This is a genomic window from Citrifermentans bemidjiense Bem, assembly GCF_000020725.1.
GTDB classification, from domain to species: domain Bacteria; phylum Desulfobacterota; class Desulfuromonadia; order Geobacterales; family Geobacteraceae; genus Geomonas; species Geomonas bemidjiensis.
This window is the reverse complement of sequence record NC_011146.1, coordinates 3371379-3386357: the sequence shown is the minus strand read 5'-3', so window position 1 is coordinate 3386357 and position 14979 is coordinate 3371379. Positions and strand designations below refer to the sequence as shown.

Sequence of the window (14979 nt, the reverse complement as noted above, 5' to 3'; positions counted from 1 at the left end):
ACTACTGCCGCACTACTTGCCGGGTTTGTTCAGAGATTGGAGAGCTGCATTTATGTCCTTCAGTTTTTGGTGGAGAGCCTTCAACTCTTCAGGTGTATAGACCTTGGTACCTTTCTTGATTTCCGCATTGAGCTTTGTAATTTTTTGCTGAATGCTGTCCACTTCGTCTTTGCAATTTTTCGAAATGGTCAGGCACTCATTCTTTTTCATGTCTTCCATTGCAAAAGTCAAAGAGGAATTTGTCATAACGAAGGCTGCCATTACTACTAAAGCTGCTTTTTTCATCGTACCCTCCTTAGATAGAAGTTTCTTTTAAAAACATAGCATTGGCGCCATCTGTGTCAAGCCGCTCTGCGGAATATGCTCAATTAGATATTATTCATTTTATAGGCGCCTTGAGAGAGTGTTGCGTTAGTTACTGTCATGCTTGAACTTATAGAAAAGACTAATGTGCTTGACGGGAGGAGTTTGTGCGCCTTTCAGTCTTTTGTCCCTGCCTCCTTTTCCCCTCTTTCTTGACGCTCGTCAATTGCGGCTGGAACCCATTTCCGTACCATGGCACCATCCTGATTTATTTATGCGCTAAGCTCTTGATTTTTTCCCGAATCGTCCGAAACGAGGGTAGGACCACCACGGTGGACCTGACCGCGCTGGCCAGGGATATCGAGGCGGCAGCATGGCGGCCGGGTTGGTTACGCAGGTGAAACAGGCAAGGTAGCGACTTTTTCCTTCACGTTTAAAACAGGCAGCAGCTAGAGGTAGCTTTTTCCATATGAACAAATTGATCCACAGATTCATCCCGCACCATCCCGGTACCTATTCCCTCATGCTCGCCCTTTGCTGGACCGCGGTGATGGCGCTTTCGCTGGCGGGAAGCCTGACGAGCCTGCGGCGCGAGATAACCACCATCGCTGGGAACATCGCCGGCGCCTACATCGACAAGGACGTCCTCTACCGTAACTGGAACGCGCTTCACGGCGGCATCTACGTCCCTATTAACCAAGGGCTCGCGCCGAACGCCTTCTATCCCCCCTCCATGCCGGACCGGGACGTCGTGACCCCGTCGGGGCGGCACTTAACCTTCGTGAACCCGTCGTACATGATGCGGCAGATCTACGATCTCTCCCGCAAAGAGGACGGTATCACCGCCCACATCACGAGCTTGAAGCCGCTCAACCCGAAGAACGCGCCGTCTCCCTGGGAAGCGGAGGGGTTGCGCGAGTTCGAGCGCGGGGGCCGGGAGGCACGCGGCGTCGTCTCTGAGGGGGGGAAGCGCTATGTGCGTCTCATGCGTCCCCTGGTGACGGAAGAAAGCTGCCTCGCCTGCCATGCGCAGCAGGGGTACAAAAAAGGGGACATCCGGGGCGGCATCAGCATCAGAATGCCGATGGGACTACTGGAGGCGGGACTCGGCAAGCAGTTGAAGCACCTGGCGCTGGCCCATGCGGCGGTCTGGCTGTTGGGTCTTCTCGGGCTCTTCGCCGGCTCCCTCGGTCTGCGGCGCCGTACCGCGGAGCGCGACTTGGCCCTGCAGGAGTTGAAGCAGGCGAATGCCCTGCTGCAGAGCCAGGCGACCACCGATCCGGTGACTGGGATCTTGAACCGCCGCAAGTGCTGTGAGCTTTTGGAGAGCGCCATAATGGAGTCGAAGCGCTACGGCTTGCCGCTGGCTCTTATCTTCTTCGACGTGGACCGCTTCAAATCGATCAACGACACCTACGGCCATGACGCAGGCGACAGCGTGCTCAGGGAACTGGCGGGGCTGGTCTCGGGAATGATCCGCAAGACTGACATCTTCTCCCGCTTCGGGGGGGAAGAATTCGTGCTGGTGGTGCACAACAACGACGGCAGGACTGCGCGCATGCTGGCCGAGAAGATCAGGAGCCGGGTGAGCCAGCACAGCTTCATCCACGTAGGGCAGGTGACCGCCAGCTTCGGCGTGGCGCGGCTCTACCCGGACGACAGCGCCGAGAGCCTGGTGAAGAGGGCCGACCAGGCGATGTACAGCGCGAAGCACGCCGGCAGAAACCGGGTCGAGAGCCTCTGCGATTGCCACAGCGCCGCCGCATAGGGATCTCCCAAGGAACTGCTGGAACCGAAAAATAAGCCTGTCCCTGAAGCCTGAGCGGAGTTGTAACCGCTCAGGCTTCGTTATTTTATGCCTCAGACACTGGGCAATGCGGCTTTATTGACCTGTGTCAATTCCCATCGCCAAGCGGGCTTTTACTATCCTGTTACCAAATGGTAACGGGGGGCAAAAATGTCTGAAGCGGAAAACGGGCCTGACGCGGCTGTCTACCAGGCGATACTGACCAGCATGGGCGAAGGGATCATCTTCGCGGACCACGAGAACAGGATCGTCTTCGTGAATGCGGCGGCGGAGCAGGTGCGCGGCATCAAGGCGGAGAAGTTTCTGGGGCGCGACCTGATCTCCATCCATACGCCGCCGGCCCGCGAGCGCATCGCCTCGATACTTGCGAGGCTTCGCGACGGAAGCGTCGCCTCCCACACGCGCCCCCTGGAGACCAAGGGGCGCAGCTTCGAAAACTGCTACTATCCCATCCGCGACCGGGGGGAGCGCTTTGTCGGCACCCTGATGATCAGCAGGGACATTACGGAACGGGAGCGGCTGAAGGAGGAGAACTCGGTGCTTAGGGAGCAACTCCTTACCGAGTACGCCTGCGGCGGGATGATCGGCCGCAGCCGGGCCATGCAGCCGGTGTTCCAGGTGATCCGCTCCACCGCGCCGCTGGAGTCGACCATTCTGGTCACCGGCGAAAGCGGCACCGGAAAGGAGCTGGTGGCGCGCGAACTGCACCAAAGGAGCCGGCGCAGCGCAGGCCCCTTGGTCAAGGTTAACTGCGCGGCGCTTCCGGAGACCCTGCTGGAATCGGAGCTTTTCGGTTTCGAGAAGGGGGCGTTCACCGGTGCGCTGCGGGAGCGCAAAGGGAAGTTCGAGCAGGCGGTGCGCGGCACGCTCTTTTTGGATGAGATCGGCGAGATGCCGCTTTCGGCCCAGGCCAAGCTTTTGCGCGTGCTCCAGGAAAAGACCGTGGAACGGATCGGCGGCAGCAGGGAGATCGAGGTGGACGTCCGCATCATCGCCGCCACCAACCGCGACCTGCGCCAGGACGTGGCGGCGGGGCTTTTCCGCGAAGACCTCTTCTACCGCCTCAACGTGATCCCGATCGACCTCCCCCCCTTGCGCGAGCGGCTTGAGGACATCCTCCCGCTGGCTGCCGTATTTCTCTCCCGGTTCTCTGAGGAGATGAGCCGCCCCCAGCTAAAGCTCTCGCGGGAGGCGAAGCAGGCCCTCTTGAAGCACCCCTATCCCGGAAACGTGAGGGAGCTTAAAAACGCCATGGAACGCGCCACCGCGCTCTGCACCGAAGACACGCTCGGCGTCGACGACCTCCCCGCCGAGTTCGCGCAGCACGCGGCACAACTCCGCCCATCGGCGGCGCCCCTGCAGCCGGCGCCGGGGCCGATGCTGTTGGCGGGCCTGGGCAACCGGGAGGCCGAGCTGATCCAGGAGGCGCTGGCGCTTTGCGGCAACCAACGCGGCGAGGCCGCGCGCCTGCTCGGCATCTCCAGAAAGACGCTCTGGAAGAAGATGAAGCGTCTGAGCGGCTAGACTCATCCAATTCCCTTCCTGTTACCTGCCGGTAACAACACGTTACCGGCAGGCCACGCCGGTTCCCGACGTCCTTTAAATCACCGCCCAAATTCCAACCACTTAGGTCATCGTTTCCCCTGGCACGCTACCTGCTCAAGGAATAGGGTGTAAAGCCCTGAAATCTACAACGAGAGGAGAATGGAATGAGGATGCTGCGAGGATGCGTTGTGCTGGCGCTGGCGGGCTTGGTGGTCGCAGGCTACGGCTGTACCCCGAAGAAGATCGAACCCGCGTCGACCCAGGTGATTCCGGACGGGACCATCGATCCTGCGAAGTGGGGCGAGGTCTACCCGGAACAGTACCGGCTCTGGCAACAGACGGCTGAACCGACCCCGGCTGGGAAGAGCAGGTACAAGAAGGGGTGGGACGTGGGCGAGGAACTTCCGGACAAGCTCGACGAGTACCCGTTCCTTGCGCTCCTCTACAACGGCTGGGCCTTCGGATCGGAATACCGGGAGCCGCGCGGCCACCGCTACATGGTGCAGGATCAGCTCGAGGTGGATCCCGGCAGGTACAAGGCGGGCGGTTCCTGCCTGACCTGCAAGACCCCGTATGCGCCGATCCTGCAGGGGCAGATGGGGAAGGATTATTTCGCCAAGCCGTACCAGGAAGTCAGGGCGAAGATACCCAAGGAGCACCAGGAGTTGGGTGTTTCCTGCATCGATTGCCACGACAACCGCGACGCGTCGTCGCTAAAGATCTCCCGCGGCTTCACCCTGGGCAAGGGTCTGAAGGCACTGGGTGTGGACCAGGCGCATCTGACGCGCCAGGACATGCGCACCTTGGTCTGCGCGCAATGCCACGTTACCTACAGCATCCCCAAGGACGCGGCGGTCAAGTCCACCGACGTCTTCTTCCCGTGGCAGGGTAGCGCCTGGGGGGATATCAGCATCGAGAACATCATAAAGCAGCTGCGCAACAACCCGCCCAGCGGCGAATGGACCCAGAGCGTCACCGGCTTCAAGCTCGCCTTCATCAGGCACCCTGAGTTCGAGCTCTTCTCCCGGAACAGCCCGCACTGGCAGGCCGGCGCCTCTTGTGCCGACTGCCATATGCCCTCGGCGGAGGTTGCCGGACGCAAGGTTTCCGACCACCGTGTCATGAGCCCCTTGAAGAACGATCTCAAGGCGTGCAAGCAGTGCCACGAGGAGACGCCCGACGCGCTGCGCGACAAGGTATTCGCCATCCAGGACCGGGTCATGTCCCAGTACATCCGCGCGGGGTATGCGACCGCGTCGGCTGCGAAGCTCTTTGAGATAGCGCACAAGGCCGGCGCTGCCGGAAGGACGCTGGAGCCGGCTCTTTACGCCCAGGCCAAAGACCACTACGAGGAGGCGTTCTACCGGGTCGTCTTCATCGGTGCGGAGAATTCCGCCGGTTTCCATAACCCGGCAGAGGCGAGCCGCATCATGACCGACGCGGCGGGCCATGCCGCGAAGGCTCAGGCACTGCTGCGCCAGCTTCTTGCTAAGGCGGGGATAGAGGCGCCGGCCCAGGTGGATCTTGAATTGGCCAAGTACCTCAACAACCGGGGCGTGAAGAAGCTGATGTTCAAGCCGCAGCACGAGATCAAGGACCCGCTGGCGGGTAAGTAGGCGTAACCTGTAGCACGATTGATCCGGGGAGCCGCGGCAAGCGGCTCCCCGGATCGCACCTGTCAGCTTTTTTTGTCATGCAGTAGGGAGGGAGCAACAGATGAAGCGACGCATCAGCATCGTCATGCGCAGGAAGGTCGCGCTCAAGAGAAGGCTTACCCGCCTCCCGCGGAAGTGCCGGGCGCCCATCCGGGGGGTGCGTCCTCCGATGTCTTTCCGTTACGCCTTCTGGAGCCTCGTGAGCGCCGTTGCAGGCATCATGGCGATCTGCCAGACCACCGCCATCTTCGGGCATCCCCTGTTGATCGGCTCTTTCGGAGCCTCGGCCGTGCTCCTTTTCGGCGCCACCGACTCGCCGCTGGCTCAGCCGCGCAACCTGGTCGGCGGGCACCTGCTATCCGCCGTGGTGGCCGTGGTCGTGGTGGCTTTGGCAGGCTCGACGCCGGTGACCATGGCCATCGCCGTGGGTGTCTCAATCTTCGTGATGAATCTCACCCACACCACCCATCCCCCGGGAGGTGCCACGGCGCTCATCGGTGTTCAGGCGGCGGCAGGACCCGGCTTCGTGCTGCTGCCGGTTCTCGCGGGAGCGCTGATACTCCTTGCCGTCGCCTGCTTTACCAACAACGTCGTCTATCATCGCTCCTATCCAAAGCATTGGTTTTAATGGGAAGGGGAGATTAGCCCGTCGGCATCAAATGACGCTTGCCTTACTGTGACGGCAATTGTTATCCTGCTTCGTCAGCAACAATCCCATTAATCAACCAGAGGTCCCCCACCTAGATGAAACAGAGCACGCCGGTCAGATCCCCACTGCAGAGCCTTTGCCAAACGAACATCATGGGGTGCACCAACTGCGGGAAATGCGTCCGCGAGTGCGCCTTCCTGCGCAAATACGGCACCCCCAAGAAGATAGCCGCAGAGTTCGACCCGGCCGATTCCATGTCCCTGCACCGCGCCTTCGAGTGCAACCTCTGCGGGCTCTGTTCCGCGGTCTGCCCGGAGAAGCTCAACGTGGACGGCATGTTCCTGGAGATGCGGCGGGAGGCGGTGGACCGCGACCTGGGCGCCTATCCGGAGCATAAACCCCTGCTCAATTACGAGAAGGTGGGGACCTCGCGGCGGTTCAGCCTCTACCGGCTCCCCGAGGGGTGCAAGACCATCTTCTTCCCCGGCTGCTCGCTGCCGGGGACGCGCCCGGACGCGGTGCACAACCTCTTGGCGCTCATGCACCAGGCTGACCCGACTGTAGGCGTGGTGTTCGACTGCTGCCTCAAGCCCTCCTATTCGCTGGGGCGCGAGCAGTACGTGAATTCGATGTTCGAGGAGATGAACGACTGGCTCCTGCAGCACGGGGTGCAGGAGGTGCTGGTTGCCTGCCCCAACTGCCAGGTGATGTTCGAGCGCTTGGGGCACGGGATGCGGGTGCGCACGGTATGGGAAGCCTTGGCCGAGTCGGGGCTGCAGCCGGAGCGGGTGGCGGGGACGGTGACGGTGCACGACCCTTGCGTGATCCGCAATTCAGAGCCGGTGCACCAGGCGGTGCGCACGCTTTTGGAGCGCCAGGGACTGGTGGTCGAAGAGATGAAGCATGCGGGGAAGAAGACGGTCTGCTGCGGCAAGGGGGGCGGGGTGAACCTTTTGAACCCGTCGCTGGCAGGGGAATGGGGGGAGCTGCGCAAGAAGGAGGCGGACGGCAGGAGGGTGATCACCTACTGCGCCGGATGCGTCCAGGCGCTGGAGCAGCACACCCCGACCAACCACCTGGTGGACCTGCTCTTCGCGCCGGCACAGACCCTGGCGGGCAAGAAGAAGGGGGCCAAAGCCCCCATCACCTACCTGAACCGGCTGCGTCTCAAGATGTCGTTCAAAAAGAAGAAGGGGAATGCGGTGCTGAGGGAGCGGAGCTTCGTCGCGCAGCAGGCACTGAAAAAACGCAGGTGGAAGATCCCTTTCACGCAGATCATTTGCGGGATAGCCGCGGCTGCAGCCGGAATGCACTGGCTCTCCCTCTGGCGCTAGACACGGTGTCACCCCCTCACCTTTGACTGCGTCTCCTGCAACTGCCGATGGAACTCCTCGGGGTCGCTGGTGGGGCGGCGGCAGCTGCGGCTCTCGCAGAGATAAGCCATGGCGAGCCCGCCGTCCGCCTTTTTCTCCCTTACCAGCGGGAGCAATTCCCCCGCCTGCTCCAATTCATCCCCCTCGCAAAAGACCACCAGGGCACGGTTGGGAAGAAAGACGCCGCGCAGCTTTTCCAGCAGCGGCCCGGCCGCCTCGCGTTTGCCCTGCGGCGCCACTATGACGATCTCGCGCGGCAGATCCTGCAGGTAATCGAGGGCCAGGAGCATCTCCGAGAGTGCCGTCGGGGCGGAGGCAAGCTGGATCGAGAAGGCATCCAGCGCCCGCTGCGCCTGGTCCAGCATCCACTGCTCGCCGGTGAGCGCGTTGAGCCTCAGGAGGTTCATGATCATCACCGAGTTGCCGGAGGGGATCACGCCGTCGTAGGCGGGCTTCTCCCTGGAGATCAGCTCCTCGTGGCGGGGCCCGGTCATGAAGAACCCCCCCGTCTCGCTGTCCTCGAACTGCTCCTGCACCTGTTGCGCAACTTCGAGTGCGCGCTTGAGCCATGGCAGTTCGCCGGTCGCCTCGAAGAGGTCGATGAGGCCTGCGATGAAGAAAGCGTAGTCGTCGAGGAATCCCTCTCCCTTCGCCTCTCCTTCCTGGTAGCTGTGGCAAAGCCTTTCCTGCGACATCATGCTTTGCAAAATGAAGTTCGCTGCCCTTCGCGCCGTGTCCAAGAGCGCCGGGTCGTTCAGCACCAGCCCCCCGCGCGCGAAAGCGGATATGGCGAGGCCGTTCCAGGAGGCGAGGATCTTTTCGTCCCGGAGGGGAAGCGGGCGCCGCTGCCGCGCCCGGTAGAGTTCTTCTCTAGCCTCGTCCAGCAACCGCTCCAGTTCCTCCTTGGGAAGCATCAGTTCTTCAGCCAGGTGCTGCATGCTCTTCTCCCGGTGCAGGATGCTCCGCCCCTCGAAATTTCCCTCACTTGTGACGCCGTAGCAGGCGGCCACGACCCGGGCGCGCTCGGTGCCTAGCACCGCGTCCAATTCCTCCGGCGTCCAGGTGAAGAAGATCCCTTCCTCCCGGTGACCGCTCTCGGTGAGGCTGTCCGCGTCGGTGGCGGAGTAGAAGGCTCCCTGCGGGCTCATCATGTCGCGCTGCAGGTAGCGCAGAATCTCCCGGGCGACCTTTGCGAACTGCGGATCGCCTGTCGCCTGATAACCCTCAAGGTAGGCTGCCGCGAGTCTTGCGTTGTCGTAGAGCATCTTCTCGAAGTGCGGGATGAGCCAAGCCGAGTCGGTAGCGTAACGGTGGAAGCCCCCGCCCGCCTGATCGTAGATCCCCCCCGCCGCCATGCGCCGCAGGGTGTACTGCGCCATGAAGAGCGAGTTTTTGTCCCCCCGGCGCAGGTGGTCGCGCAGCAGAAGGCCCAAGGGGAGCGAGCTGGGGAACTTGGGCGCGCCCACGACCCCGCCGTTTTTGGCGTCGAAGCGTTCCTGGTACGCCTCGATCACCCGCTCCAGGGATATCTCATTCTGGGGTGGCTCGCCCCCCATCGGCGCCAGCATGCCGCGGATTGCCTCGGTGAGCTGTACACCCGCGTGGGTCACCCGGTCCGGGGCCTGTCGGTAGGTTTCCCGAATCCTTTGCAACAGGCTTAAAAAGCCGATGCCGCCGGCGTAGTCGCGGGGGGGGAAATAGGTGCCGCCGTAGAAGGGCTTTCGGTCCGGGGTGGCGAAGACGTTAAGCGGCCATCCCCCCTGCATCCCCATGGCGTGGACTGCGGTCATGTAGATGGTGTCGACGTCTGGGCGCTCCTCGCGATCCACCTTGATGGCGATGAAGTTGGAGTTGAGAAAGCGCGCGACCTCCTCGTCCTCGAAGGACTCCTCTTCCATTACGTGGCACCAGTGGCAGGTAGCGTAGCCTATGCTGACCAGGACCGGCCGGTTCAGCCGCTGCGCCAGCTCGAAGGCCTCGTCCCCCCAAGGGAACCAGTTCACCGGGTTGTGGGCGTGTTGCAAGAGGTAGGGACTTGATTCCAGAAAGAGGCGGTTCATGTACTTCGCCTCCCCTCCCGATTCCAGATGCCGCGTGCGCGGACGGTACGATTCCCCCCTGCGCCGGCGCGCCTGTTCGAACAGCTCGTCGGGGGGAGGGGGAACCTCGTCGCTACCAGGGAGCTGGGTATAGAGATGTTCGTTTTTCATGGTTGACCTCCGGGTGAAGATGGAGTGTATGGCGGCATTGCGCCGCGTCGTCAAGTGGGAACATCGTAAAGGGGACAGGCACCTGCGGAGCCAGTCCCCTGGCTGCGGTGTAGATCGTAAAGGGGACAGGCACCTGCGGAGCCAGTCCCCTGGCTGTGGTGTAGATCGTAAAGGGGACAGGCACCTTGCGGAGCCAGTCCCCCTGCGGCGGCAAGGATGCCGGGGATGGATTTCATATGAGGTCTTACTTTAGCAGGTTTGACGTGGTGCGAGGAAGAAACCTTATAGCCGGGAAGGGGAGGAAAGTGGCGCCAGTGCTGCTATTCCTGGCGGGAAGAGCGGCCTGCGTCGAGCATGGAGAAGTACAGCTCCGAGTGCTTGTTAGGGGGGGAGGCGAGGATGCCTTCCCTCACGTGGACCCTGCGCGGAGGACGATTATCGCGGGGTTTGCCATAGGAAGCGTCGGCCTGCAGGTACTCGTCCGTGATCAGCTTGAATTCATTGCGTGCCACCGCGAGAGTCACCTCGAAAACGCGGCAGATTAGGGGTTCTTTGAAGGTCTTGAGGAGGGTGGTGTAAAAACCGATGCTCCAGCGCTTATTAAGGAGGGCAAGGCGCAACTGGTCGAACAGCCTGTTTCCCGACGGCCCGCTCAGGTCCCATTCGACCACCGGCTGGGGCTCTTGTTTTTGCTTGAGATCGCTGCACCAGGTCCCAGGATGCTGCCACAAAAGGGAGTCTATGTGCATGGATTCGTCGCGCGCCAGTTTTTCGAAGATCCGTTTGCCCGCCAGGTCCACTCCCTCCAAAGCCGCCTGCCGATAGATGTCGTAGCTCTTTTTCTCGATGATCACCGCAAAACGCACCGCCTCCGCAATGAAGTCTCGCATCTTACGTTCCTTTAAAGTCGTACCCCTCAAGGTCAGCCGCATGCACCTGTTTTGGTTACGACTTTTTAACATTCGCAATGGTAGCTTCACTGGTAATGGGAGTCAACTTGGTTAATATTAAAGGGGGCGTGGCTGGGCGGTCATGAGGCGCACCCTCCTGGCCGTTCATGTGCAAAGGCTGCGTCTCCTCTCAATGACAGACAAAATGCCCACTTTCGGCGTCGTGTGTGGTATGGTGGCCCGCTTGCAGCAATTCACGTAACAGAGGAACAGAGTAAATGACAATCAAATGGTATCCGGGGCACATGAGCAAGGCCCTCGAGCAGATCTCCGAGCTGGTCCGCAAGATCGACGTGATCATAGAGGTGCTCGACGCTCGCCTTCCGTTCTCGAGTTCCAACCACCTGCTGGAGCAGGTGCGCCGGAACAAGCCCTGTATCAAGGTCTTGAACAAGAACGATCTCGCCGACCCCGCCATCACCAGGGCGTGGGTGCAGCATTTCCAGAAGGCGTCCGGTGTGCGCGCCCTGCCGCTGGTGGCGAAGAACATCCCCGAGGTGAAGAACCTCGTGAAGCTCATCAAGCAGGTTTGCCCCAACCGCGGCAACCCCGGCTACCCGATCCGGACCATGGTGGTCGGCATCCCCAACGTGGGGAAGTCGACTCTGATCAACACCCTGGCGGGGAAATCCCTCGCCAAGGTGGGGGACAAGCCGGCGGTGACGCTCAAGCCGCAGCAGATCGACCTGAGAAACGGAATACTGCTCTTCGACACTCCGGGGCTTCTTTGGCCGGTGATGGACGACCAGGGGGGGGCTTATCGGCTCGCGGCAAGCGGCGCCATAGGCGCCAATGCGCTCGACTACACCAACGTCGGCGTCTTTGCCGCGGCCTACATGATGCGCCGCTATCCGGAGCTGCTCAAGGAGCGTTACAAGCTGGCGGAATTGCCGGAGTTGCCGTACGAGGTGGTGGAGGCCGTAGGACGCTGCCTCGGTTGCCTCATGACCGGCGGCGTTGTCGACGTGCATCGGGCAGCGGAGACCTTTTTGAGGGAGCTGAGGGCCGGCAAGGCCGGGCGGATCAGCTTCGAGGAGCCCGGAACCGCGGCCGACATCGAGGCCGAACTGCTGAAGATGGCAGGGATCGACGAGCGGCCACAGGAGCAGATTTTCTGATCAGCCGCCAGCCGCCATCCACCAGCTCTCCTCCCTCCGGAGGGGGGAGGTCGGGAGGGGGGAAGATCACCACTATGGGAAGACTCCGCCAATCCGTATCCCTTTTCTTTGCCTGCTATATCTTGCCGCGCTGCCGACGGAGGCAACCTCTGCTCGTCATAGCCCAACTGCTCCTTTGGGCCCTGCTCGCCGTCCCCATCTGCGGCGCAGCCGAATCGGCGGCCGGCGCCAGGACGGTCATCGTCGGCGGCGACCGCGACTACCCCCCTTACGAATTCATCGACAAATCGGGCCATCCTGCCGGCTACAACGTCGACCTCACCCGGGCCATAGCCGAAGTCATGGGAATGAAGGTCGAGTTCCGCCTCGGCGGCTGGGCCGGGATGCGCAGCGCCCTGCAAAGCGGGCAGGTGGACGTGCTGCAGGGGATGTCGTACTCGATGGAGCGCTCCTCGGAAGTCGACTTTTCCGTCCCCCATACCGTCGTCAACCATGCCGTCTTCGCCCGCAAGGAATCCCCTTACCTCGCCTCCCTCACCGATCTGAAGGGGAAGACGGTGGCGGTGCACGGCGGCGGGATCATGCACGACTACCTGGTCCGGCAAGGGGTGGGGGCTAAGCTGAACCTCACCGACACCCCGGCCGACGCCCTTAGGATGGTCGCTTCCGGCCGGGCCGAGTTCGCCGTGGTCGCCATCGTTCCCGGGATGTACATGATCCGGGAGCTGAAGCTATCCAACCTGGTCCCGGTGCTGCGCAACGTCGCCACCCATCGCTACTGCTATGCGGTCAAGAAGGGGAACGCCGAGCTTTTGTCGCGCTTCAACGAGGGGCTGGCGATACTGAAGAAGACCGGCCAGTACGACGCCATTCACAACCGGTGGCTGGGGGTCGTGGAACCGCAGTTGATAGACTGGTGGACCTTCGCGAAATATGCGGCGGTCGTGGTGGTGCCGCTGGTGCTCCTTCTGGGAGGCTTCGCCCTTTGGTCCCGCACCTTGCACCGGCAGGTTGCCCTGCGCACGGCGGACCTCACCCGGGAGATCGCCGAAAGGCGCCAGGTGGAGGAGGAACTGCGCCTGAACCAGCAGCAACTGGTGCAGGCGGACAAGATGGCGGCCTTGGGGGTGCTGGTTTCCGGCGTTGCCCATGAGATAAACAACCCGACCGGACTCATCCTTCTGGAGGTCCCGATCCTGAAGCGGTTCCATGCCGACGCCGTCAAGATCTTGGAGCGCTTCTATGAGGAAAACGGAGACTTCACCTGCGGCGGGCTTCCCTATTCACGGATGCGCCAGGAGATCCCCCGGTCCCTGGAGAAGATCCAGGACGCCGGCAAGCGCATAAAAAGGATCGTGGCGGACCTGAAAGATTTTGCCCGCCGCGACGAAACCGACTGCAACGAGATCCTGGATCTGAACGCGGCGGCTAAGGCCGCGGTACGCCTGGTCGAGCCGACCATACACAAGGCGACCACCCGCTTCAGCGCGGAATACCGCAAGTCGCTGCCGCGCATACGCGGGAACCGCCAGCGCATCGAGCAGGTGCTGGTCAACCTGATCCTGAACGCCTGCCAGGCACTTCCCGACCCGGAGCGGGCCATCGAGCTGACGACCTGGCACGACGCCTTCCGCGATGCAGTGGTTCTACGGCTGCGTGACGAGGGGGCCGGCATCGCTCCAGAGCACCTGTCGCGCCTGACTGACCCGTTTTTCACCACGAAGCAGGACCAGGGGGGGACCGGCCTTGGGCTTTCAGTCTCGGCGGGGATAGTCAAGGAGCATGGCGGGATCCTGCAATTCGAGTCCAACGGGGAGGGGACCACGGTTACCCTCACCCTGCCGGTGTACCACGAGGAGAACAACGGATGAGCGAGAACGTCTATCCCGGTTTTGGGATCCTGCTGGTAGACGACGAGCCGGACTGGCTCGGTTCGTTGGCGCTGACCCTGGAGACCTACGGCGGGATCAACAACATCAAGACCTGCAGCGACAGCCGCGAGGTGCTCTCCCTCCTGGAAGAGGGGGGGATCGGGCTGGTGCTGCTCGATATGACCATGCCGTACCTCTCCGGCGAGGAGGTGCTGAAGCAGATAGCGGAGCAGCACCCGGAGATCGCTGTCATCGTGGTGAGCGGGCTGAACCAGGTGGAGACCGCTGTGCGTTGCATGAAACTCGGAGCCTTCGACTACTGTGTGAAGACTGACGAGGCGGACCGCATCGTGGGGAGCGTGCTGCGCGCCATACGGATGGTCGAGATGAGAAGCGAGTTCCAGGAGGTTTCCAGCCGCCTCATCTCGCGTGAACTCTCCCACCCCGAGGCGTTTTCCTCCATCGTCACCGCTGACCGGTCGATGCTGGACATCTTCTCTTATGTCGAGGCGGTGGCCAAGAGTCCCCAGCCTCTTTTGATCACGGGCGAGAGCGGGGTGGGGAAGGAACTGATCGCCCAGGCTGCGCACCGGTTGAGTGGCTGCCGAGGCAAGCTCATCACGGTGAACGTGGCGGGACTGGACGATACCGTTTTCGCCGACACCCTCTTCGGGCACGTACGGGGCGCCTTCACCGGCGCGGACCAGGCCCGGCGCGGCATGGTGGAGGAGGCGGCGGACGGCACCCTGTTCCTGGACGAGATCGGCGACCTGAGCATCCCGTCCCAGGTGAAGCTTTTGCGCCTGCTCCAGGAGCGCGAGTATTTTCCTCTGGGGTGCGATCTTCCCAAGCGCCTGAGGGCGAGGGTTGTCGTCGCTACCCATCAGAACCTTTCCGCCAAGGAGAGCGCCGGCTCCTTCCGCCGGGATCTCTACTACCGGCTGCGCACCCACCGGGTGCAGATCCCTCCCCTGAGGGAGCGCCGGGGGGATATCGCGCTTTTGCTGGAACATTTCCTGGCGGAGGCCGCCGAGACGCTGGGGAAAAAGAAGCCGACGCCGCCCAAGGGGCTGGCCCAGTTCCTTAGCACCTACAGCTTTCCCGGCAATGTCCGCGAGCTCAAAGCCATGGTATTCGATGCGGTCAGCGTGCACCGGGATCGCATGCTCTCCATGGACAGCTTCGTCAAGGCAGTGGAATCGGCTCAGGCCGAGGCTGGACCCACGCAAGCCGCAGCACCCAAACAAAATCCCTTCTCCGGGTTCGACGAACTGCCGACCTTCAGCGACGCTGCCGCGTTCCTGGTCCATGAGGCGCTGGACCGCGCCAACGGCAACCAGACCCTGGCGGCGAGGCTTCTGGGGATCTCGCAACCCGCTCTCAGCAAGCGTCTGAAGATGCGGCACGGCTAGCTCCTCGTAACAGTCTCCTATTCGGCTCCCATTCGATTGCCGCCGGTTATCTCTGCTCTAGCTCCCACTTTTCCTGTCACCTGAAT

At 62.1% G+C, this 14979-nt stretch carries 11 protein-coding genes; 8 read left to right on the top strand and 3 right to left on the bottom strand.

The genetic code is table 11. The features are described from left to right. Positions 1-12: 12 nt before the first annotated feature. A complete protein-coding gene (locus GBEM_RS14635) occupies positions 13-285 on the bottom strand; it encodes a hypothetical protein (protein ID WP_012531360.1) in 273 nt (90 codons plus the stop codon). A gap of 487 nt (positions 286-772) precedes the next feature. Between GBEM_RS14635 and GBEM_RS14630 the strand changes: the two genes are divergently transcribed. The 5 genes from GBEM_RS14630 to GBEM_RS14610 all read left to right on the top strand — a co-directional run bounded on the left by GBEM_RS14630 (position 773) and on the right by GBEM_RS14610 (position 7293). Continuing rightward, on the top strand, positions 773-2071 hold the full coding sequence (locus GBEM_RS14630; RefSeq protein WP_012531359.1) for a diguanylate cyclase: 1299 nt from the start codon (positions 773-775) through the stop codon (positions 2069-2071). 189 nt (positions 2072-2260) lie between these two features. Beyond that, positions 2261-3634 (top strand): sigma-54 interaction domain-containing protein, encoded by a 1374-nt coding sequence (locus tag GBEM_RS14625; protein WP_012531358.1) that lies wholly within the window; start codon positions 2261-2263, stop codon positions 3632-3634. Positions 3635-3819: 185 nt separating this feature from the next. After that, a complete protein-coding gene (locus GBEM_RS14620; RefSeq protein ID WP_012531357.1) occupies positions 3820-5271 on the top strand; it encodes an ammonia-forming cytochrome c nitrite reductase subunit c552 in 1452 nt (483 codons plus the stop codon). A 100-nt stretch (positions 5272-5371) separates the two neighbouring features. Then, on the top strand, positions 5372-5938 hold the full coding sequence (locus GBEM_RS14615; RefSeq protein WP_012531356.1) for an HPP family protein: 567 nt from the start codon (positions 5372-5374) through the stop codon (positions 5936-5938). A gap of 116 nt (positions 5939-6054) precedes the next feature. Further along, a complete protein-coding gene (locus GBEM_RS14610) occupies positions 6055-7293 on the top strand; it encodes a (Fe-S)-binding protein (protein WP_012531355.1) in 1239 nt (412 codons plus the stop codon). Between the two features lie 8 nt (positions 7294-7301). Here GBEM_RS14610 and GBEM_RS14605 read toward each other — a convergent pair whose 3' ends face one another. Together GBEM_RS14605 and GBEM_RS14600 are read right to left on the bottom strand one after the other, a co-directional pair. Next, complete coding sequence (locus tag GBEM_RS14605) at positions 7302-9542, bottom strand: thioredoxin domain-containing protein (protein ID WP_012531354.1); 2241 nt, start codon at positions 9540-9542, stop codon at positions 7302-7304. A gap of 320 nt (positions 9543-9862) precedes the next feature. Next, complete coding sequence (locus GBEM_RS14600) at positions 9863-10432, bottom strand: ferritin family protein (protein WP_012531353.1); 570 nt, start codon at positions 10430-10432, stop codon at positions 9863-9865. A gap of 278 nt (positions 10433-10710) precedes the next feature. Here GBEM_RS14600 and ylqF point away from each other — a divergent pair, with 278 nt between their 5' ends. The 3 genes from ylqF to GBEM_RS14585 all read left to right on the top strand — a co-directional run bounded on the left by ylqF (position 10711) and on the right by GBEM_RS14585 (position 14893). Continuing rightward, on the top strand, positions 10711-11610 hold the full coding sequence (ylqF, locus tag GBEM_RS14595) for a ribosome biogenesis GTPase YlqF (RefSeq protein WP_012531352.1): 900 nt from the start codon (positions 10711-10713) through the stop codon (positions 11608-11610). A gap of 74 nt (positions 11611-11684) precedes the next feature. Continuing rightward, positions 11685-13481: a transporter substrate-binding domain-containing protein gene (locus tag GBEM_RS14590; protein ID WP_012531351.1), complete on the top strand. Its 1797-nt coding sequence runs from the start codon at positions 11685-11687 to the stop codon at positions 13479-13481. Beyond that, positions 13478-14893, top strand: coding sequence for a sigma-54-dependent transcriptional regulator (locus tag GBEM_RS14585; protein WP_012531350.1), 1416 nt, complete (start codon positions 13478-13480; stop codon positions 14891-14893). Before GBEM_RS14590 ends, GBEM_RS14585 begins: the two co-directional genes overlap by 4 nt. The last annotated feature ends 86 nt before the right edge of the window (positions 14894-14979 follow it).